The organism is Pseudomonas sp. M1 (assembly GCF_022760135.1).
GTDB classification, from domain to species: Bacteria; Pseudomonadota; Gammaproteobacteria; order Pseudomonadales; family Pseudomonadaceae; genus Pseudomonas; species Pseudomonas citronellolis.
In genome coordinates this window covers 849,504-864,038 of sequence record NZ_CP094343.1, presented here as the reverse complement: position 1 = coordinate 864,038, position 14,535 = coordinate 849,504, and the positions used below count along the sequence as shown (strand labels likewise).

Annotated in this window: 12 protein-coding genes; 4 read left to right on the top strand and 8 right to left on the bottom strand. The window is 68.2% G+C overall.

Translation table 11 applies throughout. The features are described from left to right. Positions 1-3 precede the first annotated feature (3 nt). The 3 genes from PM1_RS03770 to mrcB are packed head-to-tail and all read right to left on the bottom strand — an operon-like array spanning position 4 to position 3,501. Positions 4-333: a YqcC family protein gene (locus PM1_RS03770; RefSeq protein WP_009612949.1), complete on the bottom strand. Its 330-nt coding sequence runs from the start codon at positions 331-333 to the stop codon at positions 4-6. Beyond that, positions 333-1,163 carry a lipoprotein gene (locus tag PM1_RS03765; protein WP_009612950.1) on the bottom strand — a complete coding sequence of 277 codons (831 nt, stop codon included), beginning with the start codon at positions 1,161-1,163 and terminating at the stop codon, positions 333-335. The genes PM1_RS03770 and PM1_RS03765 overlap by 1 nt, the downstream gene beginning before the upstream one ends. Positions 1,164-1,179: 16 nt before the next feature. Continuing rightward, the gene (gene mrcB, locus PM1_RS03760; RefSeq protein WP_009612951.1) at positions 1,180-3,501 is read right to left on the bottom strand and encodes a penicillin-binding protein 1B; all 2,322 of its coding nucleotides are present in this window, start codon (positions 3,499-3,501) and stop codon (positions 1,180-1,182) included. Between the two features lie 219 nt (positions 3,502-3,720). On the opposite strand from mrcB, the gene PM1_RS03755 reads away from it, so the two are divergent. The 3 genes from PM1_RS03755 to PM1_RS03745 all read left to right on the top strand — a co-directional run bounded on the left by PM1_RS03755 (position 3,721) and on the right by PM1_RS03745 (position 6,673). Further along, positions 3,721-5,283, top strand: a complete 1,563-nt coding sequence (locus PM1_RS03755) for a bifunctional aminoglycoside phosphotransferase/ATP-binding protein (RefSeq protein WP_009612952.1) — start codon at positions 3,721-3,723, stop codon at positions 5,281-5,283. A 209-nt stretch (positions 5,284-5,492) separates the two neighbouring features. Further along, positions 5,493-5,765, top strand: a complete 273-nt coding sequence (locus PM1_RS03750) for a TfoX/Sxy family protein (protein ID WP_009612953.1) — start codon at positions 5,493-5,495, stop codon at positions 5,763-5,765. A gap of 107 nt (positions 5,766-5,872) precedes the next feature. Next, positions 5,873-6,673 carry a Crp/Fnr family transcriptional regulator gene (locus PM1_RS03745; RefSeq protein WP_009612954.1) on the top strand — a complete coding sequence of 267 codons (801 nt, stop codon included), beginning with the start codon at positions 5,873-5,875 and terminating at the stop codon, positions 6,671-6,673. 808 nt (positions 6,674-7,481) lie between these two features. Here the strand turns inward: PM1_RS03745 and PM1_RS03740 are convergent. Genes PM1_RS03740 through PM1_RS03720 form a run of 5 tightly spaced genes read right to left on the bottom strand, consistent with a single transcriptional unit; the run spans position 7,482 to position 12,138 of the window. Further along, the gene (locus tag PM1_RS03740) at positions 7,482-8,366 is read right to left on the bottom strand and encodes a ChaN family lipoprotein (protein WP_009612956.1); all 885 of its coding nucleotides are present in this window, start codon (positions 8,364-8,366) and stop codon (positions 7,482-7,484) included. 11 nt (positions 8,367-8,377) lie between these two features. Further along, complete coding sequence (locus PM1_RS03735) at positions 8,378-9,145, bottom strand: heme ABC transporter ATP-binding protein (RefSeq protein WP_009612957.1); 768 nt, start codon at positions 9,143-9,145, stop codon at positions 8,378-8,380. Beyond that, positions 9,145-10,128 carry a FecCD family ABC transporter permease gene (locus PM1_RS03730; protein WP_099049139.1) on the bottom strand — a complete coding sequence of 328 codons (984 nt, stop codon included), beginning with the start codon at positions 10,126-10,128 and terminating at the stop codon, positions 9,145-9,147. The genes PM1_RS03735 and PM1_RS03730 overlap by 1 nt, the downstream gene beginning before the upstream one ends. Positions 10,129-10,178: 50 nt before the next feature. Further along, positions 10,179-11,072 carry a heme/hemin ABC transporter substrate-binding protein gene (locus PM1_RS03725; RefSeq protein ID WP_009612960.1) on the bottom strand — a complete coding sequence of 298 codons (894 nt, stop codon included), beginning with the start codon at positions 11,070-11,072 and terminating at the stop codon, positions 10,179-10,181. Between the two features lie 10 nt (positions 11,073-11,082). After that, positions 11,083-12,138 carry a hemin-degrading factor gene (locus tag PM1_RS03720; RefSeq protein ID WP_009612962.1) on the bottom strand — a complete coding sequence of 352 codons (1,056 nt, stop codon included), beginning with the start codon at positions 12,136-12,138 and terminating at the stop codon, positions 11,083-11,085. Positions 12,139-12,323: 185 nt separating this feature from the next. On the opposite strand from PM1_RS03720, the gene PM1_RS03715 reads away from it, so the two are divergent. Next, positions 12,324-14,534, top strand: coding sequence for a TonB-dependent hemoglobin/transferrin/lactoferrin family receptor (locus tag PM1_RS03715; RefSeq protein WP_009612965.1), 2,211 nt, complete (start codon positions 12,324-12,326; stop codon positions 14,532-14,534). Position 14,535: the final 1 nt, after the last annotated feature.

Sequence of the window (14,535 nt, the reverse complement as noted above, 5' to 3'; positions counted from 1 at the left end):
GGCTCAGGGCGCCTCGCCGATCAGCCGGTCGAACTCGCCCAGGGCCTCGAACAGGGCGTGCATGTGCTCGCCCTCGTCCACGTAGACCATTTCGGCGATGGCGCGGATGCCCGAGGCGCGCGGCAGCTGCGCGCCCGTCTCGATGATCAGCTTCATGCGCGGCAGGAAGATCCACTGCAGCCATTCCTCCAGCTCCAGCGTATCCACGCAGAACGGCTCCTGGCTGGCCAGCGCCTCCTCCGAGGGCGGCTGTTCCCCCCACAGCGACAGCGCGCGCAGCTCCCGCTCGATCAGCAGGAGCTGGTCGGCCACGGCCGGCAGGCGGTCGTCCATCACAGCGTTGCCTTGGCGTTCTGCCGCGCGGTGGCCGCGCCGGCCGCGTCACCCTGGGCCTCGCGGGCCTTGGCGATCACGTCCCACAGGCTGGCCTGCAGCGTCGGTCGGCCATTGGCCAGCGATAGACCGCGGCGCGCCACCTGTTCGGCCTGGGCGGCGTCGCCCTGGGCCAGGCGCACCTGGGCGAGCTTGTAGAGCACCTGCGGCTCGCGCGGGGCGATGCGCTGGGCGCGCTCCAGGCTGGCCGAGGCGCCGTTGAGGTCGCCGCCGCCCTGCTGTTGCTGGGCGGTGGTAAGCAGCGCCAGGACCGGGCCATCGAGTTGCTCGTCGGCGGCCAGCGGCGCGTTGCGCGAAGGAATGCCGGACGGCGCCTGCACCGGCGCGGCCGGGGCCTGCTGCTGGTAGCTGGGCTGTTGCTGCTGGTAGACCGGCTGCTGGTAGGTCTGCTGGCTGAAACCGCCGGTGGCGCTGATGTTGCTCGGCGCGCTGGCGGCGGGGGCCGCGGGGACGCTGCCGGATTGCACGCCCGGGGTGATCGGGCCGGTGGACAGCGGCGCCGCGCCAGTCTGCGCCGGGAAGGTCTGGATCGGCGCCATGCCGGCATCCTGGGGCACCATCACGGTCACGCCGGAATCACCCGCTGGCTGCGAGGCCGCGCTCGGCGCGGTGCTGGCATTGGCCGGGCGGTTGGCATTGGAATAGCCGACCCGCTCCTGGTTGGACACCGAGGTGCCGGAATCCCGTACCGGGATGGCGCCCTGCTGCGGGGAAGCGCAGCCGGACAGCACGGCCGCGGCGGCAGCCACGGCAAACCACGCGTTTTTCACTTCGAATCCTCTCGCCTCAGTTCAGCCAGCCACGGACCCAGTCCATGACCTCGCCGGCCGGCGTCTGGTTGTTGCCACAGCCGGCGCCGGGCGCCGGCTCGCTTCCGCGAATATAGGGCATCTGCACGGCGCCCGGACAATTGGCGTCGCTGCCCTGGCCGGTACGCGGATCGACCCAGGCCATGCTGACATTATCCGGCATCGGCATGTCCAGCGGCAGGGGGTCGGCCTTGCGCATGAAGCTGGTCCAGATCTGCAGCGCGCCGGTGGCGCCGGTGAAGGGCGTCTTGCCGTTGTCGTCGCGGCCCAGCCAGACCACCGCCAGCAGGTCCTGGCCGAAACCGGAGAACCAGCTGTCGCGGGAGTCGTTGGTGGTGCCGGTCTTGCCCGCCAGGGTCAGGTTCGACGGCAACTGGTTGTAGGCCGAGCGCGCGGTGCCCTCGCGCATCACCCGCTGCATGGCGTTCTGCAGCAGGTAGATGGAGCCCGAGTCGAAGCGCTGCTGGACCTGGAACGGATAGCGCTTGAGCGGCTGGCCGTCGGCGGCGACCACGCTGCGGATGCTGCGCAGCGGGGTGTTGAAGCCGCCGCTGGCGATGGTCTGGTACATGGTCGCCACCTGCATCGGCGTCATGGCGCCGGCGCCCAGCAGCATCGACGGGTAGGCCGGCCAGTCCACCTGCACGCCCAGGCGTTCGAGGGTCTTGAGCACGTTGGGCACGCCCAGGTCCAGGCCCAGCTTGGCGGTGGACAGGTTCAGCGAACGCGCCAGCCCCTGGTAGAGGAAGATGGTGCCGTTGGAGCTGCCTTCGTAGTTCTTCGGCGTCCACACCTGGCCGTCCTTGCCCTTGATGGAGAACGGCTGGTCCTGGATCCAGGTGGTCAGGGTGTACTGGCTGGGCCGCTCGAGGGCGGTCAGGTAGACCGCCGGCTTGACCAGCGAGCCGATCGGCCGGGTGGCGTCCACCGCGCGGTTGAAGCCGGCGAAACGCGAATCGCGACTGCCGATCAGCGCCTGCACCTCGCCGGTCTCCGGGTTGGTCACGACCATCGCGGTTTCCGTCTGGTCCAGGCCCTTGCGCCCGGCGAAGCGCTTGAAAGTCTCGCTGACCGCGGTTTCCGCCTTGTACTGCAGGATGGGGTCGAAGCTGGTGAAGATGCGCAGGCCTTCCTCGGTCAGGTCTTCCTCGCGGTAGTCCTGGCGCAGCTGGCGCTTCACCAGGTCGAGGAACGCCGGGTACGAGCTGTTGGCCATGCTGCCCTGGCGCGTCACGCCCAGGGGCGCCTGCTTGGCCGCCGCGGCCTGCTCGGGGGTGATCACGCCCTGCTCGGCGAGCACGTCGAGCACCACGTTGCGCCGCTCCATGGCGCGCTCCGGGTTGCGCCGCGGGTTGTAGTAGGACGGCCCCTTGACCATGCCCACCAGCAGCGCGATCTGCGGCAGCTTGAGCTCGGCCAGCGGCTGGCTGAAGAAGTACTGGCTGGCCAGGCCGAAGCCGTTCACCGAACGCTGGCCGTCCTGGCCGAGGAACACCTCGTTGAGGTAGCCCTCGAGGATCTCGCGCTTGTCGTAGTGCAGCTCCAGCAGCACCGCCATCATGGCTTCGGTGAGCTTGCGGCTGAGGCTGCGCTCGTTGGTCAGGAAGAAGTTCTTCACCAACTGCTGGGTCAGGGTGCTGCCGCCCTGGCGCAACTGCCCGGCGCTGGCGTTGACCCAGACGGCGCGGGCGATGGACTTCAGCGAGACGCCGTGGTGGGACCAGAAGTCGCGGTCTTCCACCGCCACCAGGGTGTCGACCAGGTAAGGCGGCACCTCGTCCAGCTTGATGAGGATGCGATCTTCGTTGTGCGAGGGGTACATGCCGCCGATCAGCAGCGGCTCCATGCGCGCGACGTCCAGCTTGGAACCGTCGGCGCGGGACAGGCCGGCCACGTAGTCGCCGGAGAAACGCACGCGGATGCGCTGCGCGGGCTCGGCGCCCTCGTAGAACTGGAAGCCGCGGGTATTGAGGTCGACAGTGCCGCCGGACACGGCCACCATGCCCGGGCCGCTGACCGTGCCGTCGCGGCGGTAGCCCAGGGCGCCGAGTTCCTGGAGGAAGTCGTCCTTGTTCAGCTTCAGGCCGACGAACAGCTCCAGCGGCCGGGCATAGACCTTGGCCGGGATGGTCCAGCGCTTGCCGGAGAACTTCTCCTGCACGACCGCATCGAGGTACACGGCGAAACCGGCCAGCACGACCAGGCCGACGAGGCTGAGCTTGAGCAGCCAGCCCAGCCACTTGCGCGACGGAGCTGCTTTTTGATTCTTACGGGAACGGGGGGATCGGGGACGCGTCATGGCGGCGCATTATACGTACTTTATCCACAGGGGACAGACGCCGCGCGAGGCGGTGTCCGGGCTCTGTCGCAGGCGCGCGGAAGTGCCCCGGCCAAAGCGACGCAGCTTCGACCAGCGGGCGGCCGATTGGTTGCCTGCGGCGCCAGGCAAGTTTGCAGCCACCGGCGATGCCGCCATAATGCCTGCCTCCCGAATCCGGACAGCCAAGGACAATATCCCGTGAGCCAGACTCTGATCGCTGCCCTGCAGAACCCTGCCCTGTACCCCCACCCGGTGGAGCAGGTGCGGGTCATCGAAACCCACATTTCCTGGGTCCTGCTCACCGGCCAGTACGTTTACAAGATCAAGAAGCCGGTGAACTTCGGCTTCCTCGACTTCACCGACCTCGCGGCGCGCAAGCACTTCTGCGAGGAGGAACTGCGCCTGAACCAGCGCCTCACCGAAGGCCTGTACCTGGAAGTGCTGCCGATCACCGGCAGCGAGGCCGCGCCGCAACTGGGCGGTGAAGGCCCGGCGATCGAATACGCGCTCAAGTGCCGCGAATTCCCGCAGAACGCCCTGCTCAGCGAGGTGCAGACGCGCGGCGAGCTGAGCTCCGAGCACATCGACGCCCTGGCGAAGCAGATCGCCGGCTTCCACCTGCGCACCCCGCAGGTGCCGCAGGACAACCCGCTGGGCTCGGCCGAGGCGGTGATGGCGCCGGTGCGGCAGAACTTCGAGCAGATCCGCCCGCTGCTCAGCGACAAGGCCGACCTGCTGCAGCTGGACGCCCTGGAAGCCTGGGCCGAAAGCTCCTACGACCGCCTGGAAGCGCTGCTGCAGGCGCGCAAGGCGAACGGCTTCATCCGCGAATGCCACGGCGACATTCACCTGGGCAACGCCGCGCTGATCGACGGCCAGGTGGTGCTGTTCGACTGCATCGAGTTCAACGAGCCGTTCCGCTTCACCGACGTCTGCGCCGACTACGCCTTCCTCGCCATGGACCTCGAGGACCGCGGCCTGAAGTGCCATTCGCGGCGCTTCGTCAGCCAGTACCTGGAGCAGACCGGCGACTACCAGTCCCTGGAAATCCTCAACTTCTACAAGGCCTACCGCGCCCTGGTGCGGGCCAAGATCGCCCTGTTCAGCCTGGCCCACCAGAACGACGCCGTGCAGAAGGCCGCGACCCTGCGCCAGTACCGCAACTACGCCAACCTGGCGGAGAGCTACAGCGCCATCCCCTCGCGCTTCCTGGCCCTGACCATGGGCGTTTCCGCGGTGGGCAAGAGCTCGGTGGCGCTGCGCCTGGTCGAGGCCCTGGGCGCCATCCGCCTGCGCTCGGACGTGGAGCGCAAGCGCCTGTTCGGCGAACAGCAGCAAGCCCAGCGCGGCGCCCTGCAAGGCGGCATCTACAATGCCGAATCCAGCGCGGCCACCTACGAGCGCCTCAACGCCCTGGCCGGCGACATCCTCCGCGCCGGCTACCCGGTGGTGCTCGACGCCACCTTCCTCAAGCACGCCCAGCGCCAGGCCGCGCGCCATATCGCCGACGACACCGGGGTGCCCTACCTGATCCTCGACTGCCAGGCGCCGGAAAGCGTGATCGCCGGCTGGCTGGCCCAGCGCCAGGCGCAAGGCGGCGACCCGTCCGACGCCACCCTCGAAGTGGTGCAGGCCCAACAGGCCGGACGCGAAGCCCTGGACGCCGACGAGCAGGCCCACAGCAAGCGCGTCGACACCCAGGACAGCGCCAGCCTGGATACCCTGGTGGAAAGCATCCGCCAGCGCCTGCCGGGCATCTGACCCCCTCGACGCGGCCCGGGCACGATCGATGCCCGGGCTGCCGTTCGTCATGCCGAGGGCGCTTTGGCGCCTGCCGATATCACAAAGCCACATTGCCCCGCCAAGGGCCCGCTACACTTCATCGTCAAGTGAGCCGGCCGTCTCCAGCAGTTCACGGCCCTCGCCGCCATGCATGACCCACCCCGAGTGCCGCATCGCAAGGACCGACGATGAACGACGAACTGCTGCATCTGAAGAATCTCGGCAAGACCTCGGCCCAGTGGCTGCACGCCGTGGGCATCCACAACGCCTCCGACCTCCGCCGCCTGGGGGCGGTCGGCGCCTACCGCGCCGTTCGGGCCCGCGGCTTCCGGGCCTCCAAGGTGCTGCTCTATGCCATCGAGGGCGCCCTGCTGGACGTCCACTGGAACGACCTGCCGCCGGCGCACAAGGCCGAACTATTGGGCCAATTGGAGACTTTTCCTCAAAGGAATCAGAGTTAGCTCACAAGCCTTCCAGGAAATGATTTACGGCCGCGGGCCAGAACCCTATCGTTTCAGGGCCCTTCGTGCGCCCCGACCGCCAACGTCCGTCCAAGGAATTACGGCCCATGTACCTACTCGGTGAACAACCGGCCTATGCCGACCAGCTGATCAGCCGTCTGCAGGGGATTCCCGCCCAGCTGCTTTCCGGCCTCGCCCCCTGCGCGGAGCCCATCCGCCTGGAACGTACCGACGACCTGTCGGCCGAGCTGCCGAACCAGCAGCTGTTCCTGATCGAGAACGGCCTGCTCCACGCGCTGGTCGACGAACGCCCGCTGTTCTACCTGCAAGAGGGCGACCTGGTAGGCCTGCGCCAGGGCATCGACCTGCCGCCGTGCCGCTACACCAGCGACGAGCCGCTGTGCCTGGTGCCCTACTCGCGCAGCGACGTGTTCCGCCACATCCACGCCGACGAGCAGCGCCAGGAACTCTTCCTGCACTACCTGATCGGCCACACCGCCCTGCTTTCCGATGCCCTGGCGCACCTCAAGCAGCCGGACATCCGCCCGTCCACCGGCTTCCGCCACTTCGCCGCCGGCGACCAGTTGATCCAGCAGGGCGACGATGCCGAGCACGTGTTCATCATCATCGAGGGCCATGCCGAGGCCTTCGTCGACGGGCAGAAGGTCGGCGACGTGCAGAAGGACGAGATCTTCGGCGCCATGGCCGTGTTCACCGGCGAGAAGCGCAGCGCCAGCGTGGTCGCCAGCGAGCCCTGCACCGTGATGGTGATCCCCAAGGACCAGTTCCTCAGCCTGATGCAGAGCAACCCACGCATCGCCCACAGCCTGATCGAGGGCATGGCCCGGCGCATCGACCTGCTCAACCGCGAGGTCACCCAACTGCGCCTGCAGCTCGGCGCCGGCTAGCCGAAGCCCGATCCAGACGAAGCCCGGCCATGTGCCGGGCTTCGTCATTTCAGCAGGGCGGACTTTTTTGCGAAATGCTGTTGACTCACAAATGATAATAGTTATTATTACCACAGCTGGCCGCGAGGTCGGCGGGTAAGCTGAGAGCCCTACCGCAGTCGGACACTCAGGTTATCTCCTCATCAGGCTAATCACGGTTTTCGACCCGGCTCATCGCCGGGTCTTTTTTTTGCCCGCGTTTTTTCCAGGGCCCCTTCCCTCTGACCGTTCGCCGGAAATTGCCGGGGCGATGAAAAAAGTATTGACTCGCGAATGATAATTGTTATTATTAACTCAACTGGTCGCGAGGCCAGTCGGTAAGCTGAGCGACCACGCAGTCGGACGATCAGATTATCTCCTCATCAGGCTAATCACGGTTTCGACCCGGCTCATCGCCGGGTCTTTTTTTGCCTGAAGGAAAGTCATGGGCGGGGGATTTCTTTTCGTAGGAGCGAGCTTGCTCGCGAAAGGCTCTGGCGCTGGCGTCCAGTCGAAGAGCGCCCTCTCCCTAACCCTCTCCCTGAAGGGAGAGGGGACCGTTGGGCAGACGCTGATGTTCTGGAGTTAGCCGGCTAGCGCAGAGTTGCCGGCCGAAACCATGCCTGTTCTCGGCATGGACTAGCCCCCTCGCCCTTCAGGGCGGGGCGCGCAGCCGAGGGCTGGGGAGAGGGAACGGAATACCACCGAAACACCAACGCAGCCGGGAGCGCTGTTCGCGAGCAAGCTCGCTCCTACAAAAGAGAAGCCCTCCCGTCAGGCTATGCCCGCATCAACGCAACTTCGCACAATGATCCTGCGGCGGCAGCGCCGGCGTGTACCAGACGTAATCAGCCTGCTGCGGCGACACCGTCTTGCCGACCTCGGCCAGCATCAGCACCTGCATGCCCTCCCCCGCCCCCAGGTCTTCCAGGTGCAGGGGCACGCCCAGGTCACGACGGACGTGGAAGCCGCCGGCGATCAGCACGGCCGGAGCAGGCGCCGCCTTCAGCCGTTCGGCCATGCGCCGGTCGCGCTGCTGCTGCACCGCCAGCATGGCCGGCATCTGGCTTTCCGGCAGCAGGCCGCAGTGGGACTCGCGGATGTCGTCGAGCAGCACCCGGCGGACTTCCTCGGCCGTCGAACGGGTACCGGCAAGGGCCGGTTGCTCCCCGTAGATGCGCTTGATCTCGCTGCGGTCCAGATTGGCCGCCAGCAACGGCGCCGGCTGCTTGACCAGCCAGGTCACCATCGGGCCGTAGAGCGACCAGTCCCAGCCCGGCTGCCAGGCCAATGCGGCATACAGGTCCTGCGGCGCCTTGCCGGCAGCGCTGGCCTCCTGGGCTGCCGTCACCCGCTGCTGCTGGTTGGGATTGAGCATTTCCAGCAGCACGCTGCCCTGCTCGCGGCGCCGGGCCAGGGCGCGCACCAGCCACAGCTCCAGGGCGTGGTGGTCGGGATTGTCGTGTTGCTCGCCGACCAGCACTCGGGGCGCGCCACTCAGGCGTTCCAGCAGTTGTTCCGGGGTCAGTGCCTGACCGCTGCGCAGGTCGCGGATGACGCCCAGCTCTGCGCTGTCACGGCCCTCGGGGCTCTGCCATGCCGGCAGGGGCGGTGCGGAGGGCAGGCTCTGGCAGGCAGCCAACAGCGCCACCAGCGGGATCAGCAGGTATTTCATGTGAACTCCTTTCAACGGGCGACGATCAGCGGATGGCCGCGCTCGGGGTGTCGTTGCACCAGCACGTCCAGGCCGAACACCTGGCGCAGCGGTTCCGCGCGTAGCACCTCGTCAGGCGTACCGAACAGGTGCGGGCGGCCGTCGTGCAACAACAGCAGGCGGTCACAGTAGCGCGCGGCGAGGTTGAGGTCGTGCAGGATGACCAGCACCGCGGCGCCGCGTCCGGCAAATTCGCGCACCGCATGCAAGGTGGTGTGCTGGTGCAAGGGGTCGAGCGCCGAGGTCGGCTCGTCCAGCAGCAACACCTGTTCCGCGCCACCCGGCCACAGTTGCGCCAGGACCCGCGCCAGGTGCACGCGCTGGCGCTCGCCGCCGGACAGCGACAGGTAGCTGCGCCCGGCCAGGTGCGACGCGTCGGCTGCAGCCATGGCTTCGGCGATGATCTGCAGGTCACGCTGGCGGCCGCTGTCGTGGGGCAGCCGGCCGAACCCCACCACCGACCCGACGCTGAAGGCGAAATTCAGCGACGAGGACTGCGGCAGCACCGCCAGGCGCTGTGCCCGCGCCGTACCCTGCCATTGATCCAGCGCGCGGCCATCGAGGCTCACGCTGCCGCCGGCCAGCGGCAGCTCGCCATTGAGGGCGCCCAGCAGGGTGCTCTTGCCCGCGCCGTTAGGCCCCAACACACCGAGCACCTCGCCCGGCTGCAGCGACAGGCTCACGCCCTGCAGGACCACCTGATGCCCACGCTTCACCGTCAGGTTCTCCGCCGTCAGCATCAGGAACGCCCCCGGATCAGCAGATAAAGGAAGAAGGGCGCGCCGATCAGCGCCGTGACGATGCCGATCGGCAGCTCCGCCGGCGCCAGCGCCAGACGCGCCACCAGGTCGGCGAGCAGCAGCAGGATGGCGCCGCCGAACATTGAGGCCGGCAGCAACACCCGGTGATCGGGACCGACGATCAGGCGCAGCAGGTGCGGCACCACCAGGCCGATGAAGCCGATCAGCCCAGCCGCGGCCACCGCGGCGCCAACGCCCAGCGCCGTGCAGAGGATCAGTTCGACCTTCAGCCGCTCGACGTCGAAGCCCAAGTGGCGCGCCTCGGACTCACCCAGCAACAACGCGTTGAGTGCATCCACCCGGCGCGGCAGCCAGCAGGCCACCAGCAGCGTGACCAGCAGCAGCGGCCACAGCCGCGGGTAGCTGGCGCCGTTGAGGCTGCCGAGGTTCCAGAAGGTCAGGGTGCGCAGCGTGGCGTCGTCGGCGAGGTAGGTGAACAGGCCGATCAGCGCGCCGGCCAGCGCGGTGAGGGCGATACCGGCGAGCAGCATGGTGGCCACGCTGGTCTGCCCATTGTGGCGGCCGAGCCGGTAGACCAGCGCGGTCACCAACAAACCGCCGCCGAAGGCGCAGGCGGACAGCAGGTAGGGCGCGAAGGCTTCCGGCAGGCCACCCATGGAGGCGCCGAAGACGATAGCGATGGCAGCACCCAGCGCGGCGCCGCTGGACACCCCGATCAGCCCGGGGTCGGCCAGCGGGTTGCGGAACAGCCCCTGCATGGCCACCCCGGCCAGCGCCAGCACGCCGCCGGTAGCGATGCCCAACAGGGTGCGCGGCAGGCGGATCTGCCCGACGATCAGCTCGGCCTGGCCGAGGTCGTCGGCGGACACCGGCAGGCCGCACAGACGCGCCAGCGCCCGCAGCGTGTCGCCCAGCGGCAGGCTGACCGGCCCCAGGGCCAGGGACAGCCAGAGGACCAGCAGCAGAAGAAAACCAAGGAGCAGGAACAGCGGTCGGGCAGCGTGCTTCGCAGTCAAGGACGACCTTCCGGGTTCAGGGCCTGCGCGGAAGGATAAAAGGCCTGGGAGAGGCTGGCCAATGCGTCCGGAACGCGCGGACCGAGACCGCCGACCAGCAGCGTCGGGTCGAGCACCAGCACGCGGGCCTCACGCGCCGCGCGGGTAGCGGCCAGCCCGGGGTTCTGGCGGATCAGCGCCGCGCGGGCCTTGTCGCCATCCAGGCTGCGGTCGGCCAGCACCACCACCTGCGGGTCGAGGGCGGTCAGGGCTTCGCCGGACAACGCCTTGTAGCCCTTGTGGCTGGCCAGGTTGCGCCCGCCGGCGTGCTGGATCATCCAGTCGCCGGCGGTGTCCTGCCCGGCCACCAGCAGGCTGCCGCCGGCGTTGCCGACCAGCAGCACCACGCCCGGCGTGGCCTGCCCGGCCCGGGCCTTGGCCACCCAGGCCTGCTGCGCCGCCAGGCGCGCCTGGAAGTCCGCCGCCGCCTTGCCGGCCTGCTCGGGCGTGCCCAGCAGCTCGCCCAGGCGCAGCAGGTTGTCGTGCACGGTCTTCTCGTCGGCCTTGGCCGACAGGGTTTCGACCCGCACGCCCGCCGCGCGCAGTTGCTGCAGCACCGGCGGCGGCCCCATCTCCTCGCTGCCGAGGAGGATGTCCGGCTTCAGCGCCAGGATGCCTTCGGCCGCCAGTTGGCGCTGGTAGCCGATCTTCGGCAGCGCCTTAAGGCTGGCCGGGTGCAGGCTGGTGGTGTCGACGCCGACCAGGCGCGACTCGCCGCCCAGGGCCACCACCCACTCGCTCAGCGAACCGCCGGCGCTCACCCAGCGCTTGGGCAGAGTATCGGCGATGGCGCTGGAGGCAACGAGGCACAGCCCGGCGAACAGCCCGGCCAGCAGGGGACGCGCAGTCATGGTTGCCTCCTCAGATGGCCGCGAAGGATTCGGCGAGGCTACGCCATTCTTGCAGTTCCGGCACACCCGGCTTGCGCGCGCCGAACACCTGCAGGACCAGCTCGCCGTCGGCGTCGAAGGCTTCCCAACTGGTGACGATGCCGTCGCTGCTCGGCTTGCGCACGCGCCACAGCTCACGCACGCCGGAAGTCTTCAGGTGCAGGTTGAACTGCGGGTCGAGCACGTTGAACCAGTCGTCCAGCCACTTCGGGTTGTCCACGGTGCCGGTGTGGATCTGGATGCAGTGGGCGTTGCCGACAAAGATCATGATCGGCAGGCGGGCCTGGCTCGCGGCCTCCAGCAGGCGCGGCAGCTCGGCGACGTCCAGCGGCTCGGCCCATTCGCGGCCGGCCAGGCGCAGCGCCTGGGTGCGCTCGGCCTTGTGCTTCTTCAGCAGGGCGAAGAAGTGGTGGGTGTCCTTCAGCGCCGCCCAGCCCTGGCGCAGGGAAGCGACGTCGATCTCGCCGTCGGCCAGCGGCGCGGCTTTCGCCTCGGCCGGACGCAGCTCCAGGCGCTCGCTCTGTTCCTCGGCGCGGAAGCGCTCCACCAGCGGTGCCCAGGCGGCGACGTCGCTGTGCTCGGTGAGGAACACCTTGTGCACCGCGGTGCCCTGGCGGTCGAACACCTGGATGCTGCGCTGGGTGCCGTGGGCGGTTTCCTCGCCGATGGCGAACACGCTGCCCCAGCCGCCGAGGAACAGACGCAGGTCGATGTCCGGGGACACCACCAGGCCCATCTGCCCATTGCCCGATACGGTGACCTCCTGGTACGGCCCCTTGCGCTCGTGCACGCAGTGCTCGTTGCGCGTCAGCGCCATGATCGGGCCCAGCTCGCCGAGGGCCGGCAGCAGCGCGGCCCATTCCGGGCGCAGGCGCACGGCATCGACGCCGAGGCGGCTGGCGGTCAGCTCGGCCTCGCTCACATCCAGGTGTTGCGCGGCATCGCGGGCGCGCAGGCGCGGTTTCTCGGCACGCAGCGCCTGCCAGGCGCGGTACAGCTCGGAAGCCGGCGCGGAAAGGGTAGTCATCGCAGAAATCCTCGTTCGCAAGGGGACCTGCCGCATCGCGGCGGCACCGACGAACTGTGCCACAACAAATTTAATAAATCTATTTGATAATAATTTGCATTTAGATTTGAGAAGAATTATGGTCTGCGCCGCCTTCTGCCAACGGCCATTTGCCATCTGCCATTTCCAAGAAAAACAGGTATCCCATGTCGATCACGCCTCCGTTCGCCCGCCGACACTGGCTGGCCTTGCTGCTGCTGAGCCCCTCCCTCGCCCTGGCGGACAACGCGGTTTCCCTCGGGGAGACCACGGTCACCGCGACCCGTAGCGAACAACCCGTGGATGCGGTGCCGAGCACCGTGAGCGTGCAGACCGAGCAGGACATCGACCGCAACAACGCCAACGACATCAAGCAACTGGTGCGCTACGAGCCCGGCGTGTCGGTGAGCGGTAGCGGCAGCCGCTTTGGCCTGTCGGGCTTCACCATCCGCGGCATCGGCGGCAACCGCGTGCTGACCCAGGTGGACGGCGTCGGCGTGCCCGGCGCCTTCGCCTTCGGCCCCTTCATGGACGCGCGGCGCAACTACATCGACCTGGACACCGTGAAACGCGTTGAAATACTTCGCGGCCCGGCCAGCTCGCTGTACGGCAGCGACGCCCTGGGCGGCGCGGTGAGCTTCCTGACCAAGGACGCCGCGGACTACCTGGAGGACGGCAAGGACTTCTACGCCCGCTTCAAGACCGGCTACGACGGCTCCGACGACAGTTGGCTGGGCAGCGCCACCTTCGCCGGGCGCCAGGGCCCGGTGGACGGCCTGCTGACCATCAGCCGCCGCGAAGGCCACGACAGCGAGACCTTCGGCGGCCAGGGCGGCATCGGCAGCAGCCGCGGCGAAGCCAACCCGGTGGACTTCGACACCGACAACCTGCTGGCCAAGGTCGGCTGGGACTACGCCGAAGGCAGCCGCCTGCAGCTGGCCTACGAGCGCTACGCCGACGACGCCGACACCCGCCTGCTCAACGAATACAGCGCCACCGGCACCACCCGCACCTCCGATGCCAGCGACAGCACCGACCGCGAGCGCATCAGCCTGCAGCACCGCTTCCAGCTCGACAGCGCGCTGGCCGACCTGGTGCAGTGGCAGCTCAACTATCAGGACAGCCAGATCCGCCAGCAGACCTACCAGGAGCGCTTCAGCGGCGGCCGCCTGCGCGACCGCACCCGGGATTCGCAATACCAGGAAACGCTCTGGGGCCTGAACAGCCAACTGGACAAGCGGTTCGCCCTGGCCGACACCCAGCATCACCTGATCTACGGCTTCGACCTCAAGCGCCTGGAGAGCAGCGACCTGCGCAAGGGTGGCGAGACCTTCCAGAACAACGGTCAGCCGGTGCCGCCGGCCTTCGGTAGCGAGACCTTCCCGCTCAGCGACTTCCCCGACCCGGTCACCCACGAATACGCGGCCTTCATCCAGGACAGCATCGACATCGGCCGCTGGACCCTGCTGCCGGGCCTGCGCTACGACTACTACGAGATGCGCCCAGAGGTCAGCCAGCGCTACCTGAACAGCAACCCGCTGGATACCAACCCGTCCAACTTCAGCGATCACGCGCTGTCGCCCAAGTTCGGCGTGACCTACCGCATCGACGACCACCACAGCGTCTACGGCCAGTACGCCGCCGGCTTCCGCGCACCCGAACCGGTGGATATCTTCGGCGAGTTCGTCAACACCGCCATCGGCTACCAGACCATCGCCAACACCGACCTCAAGCCTGAAACCAGCGACAGCTACGAGATCGGCCTGCGCGGCAAGTACGCCATGGGCAGCTTCGGCGTCGCCCTGTTCTACAACCGCTACGACGACTTCATCGAGCAGGTCACCCTGCCCAACGACCCCACCGGCAACGGCCGCCTGACCTACCAGTACACCAACCTGGACAAGGTCACCATCCGCGGCGCCGAGGCCCGCGGCGACCTCGACCTGCACCTGGCCGCCGGCCTGCCCGACGGCACCCGCCTGCGCGGCGCCGTGTCCTACGCGCGCGGCAAGGACGAGGAAACCGGCGAGCCGATCAACAGCGTCGACCCGCTCAAGGGCGTGTTCGGTTTGGGGTATGATGCGCCCGGTGGACGCTTCGGCAGCGAGCTGACCTGGACCCTGGTGCAGGCCAAGCAGCGCATCGACGACAACGAAGTCCCCAGCCAATTCAAGCCCGGCGGCTATGGTCTGGTCGACCTCAGCGGCTGGGTGCGGATCACCGACGGCGTGACCCTCAACGCCGGCCTGTTCAACCTCACCGACAAGAAGTACTGGCAATGGGGCGACGTACGCGGCCTCACCGAGAACAGCCCCAGCCTGGATCGCTACACCCAGCCCGGCCGCTACGCGGCGGCCAACCTGATCTGGGAGATCTGAC

Bases quoted from the DNA above. Each gene is read 5' to 3' on its own strand.
- PM1_RS03770 (WP_009612949.1), bottom strand. From the start codon at position 333: ATGGACGACCGCCTGCCGGCCGTGGCCGACCAGCTCCTGCTGATCGAG.
- PM1_RS03715 (WP_009612965.1), top strand. From the start codon at position 12,324: ATGTCGATCACGCCTCCGTTCGCCCGCCGACACTGGCTGGCCTTGCTG.
- PM1_RS03725 (WP_009612960.1), bottom strand. From the start codon at position 11,072: ATGACTGCGCGTCCCCTGCTGGCCGGGCTGTTCGCCGGGCTGTGCCTC.
- PM1_RS03750 (WP_009612953.1), top strand. From the start codon at position 5,493: ATGAACGACGAACTGCTGCATCTGAAGAATCTCGGCAAGACCTCGGCC.
- PM1_RS03735 (WP_009612957.1), bottom strand. From the start codon at position 9,145: ATGCTGACGGCGGAGAACCTGACGGTGAAGCGTGGGCATCAGGTGGTC.
- PM1_RS03745 (WP_009612954.1), top strand. From the start codon at position 5,873: ATGTACCTACTCGGTGAACAACCGGCCTATGCCGACCAGCTGATCAGC.
- PM1_RS03720 (WP_009612962.1), bottom strand. From the start codon at position 12,138: ATGACTACCCTTTCCGCGCCGGCTTCCGAGCTGTACCGCGCCTGGCAG.
- PM1_RS03740 (WP_009612956.1), bottom strand. From the start codon at position 8,366: ATGAAATACCTGCTGATCCCGCTGGTGGCGCTGTTGGCTGCCTGCCAG.
- mrcB (WP_009612951.1), bottom strand. From the start codon at position 3,501: ATGACGCGTCCCCGATCCCCCCGTTCCCGTAAGAATCAAAAAGCAGCT.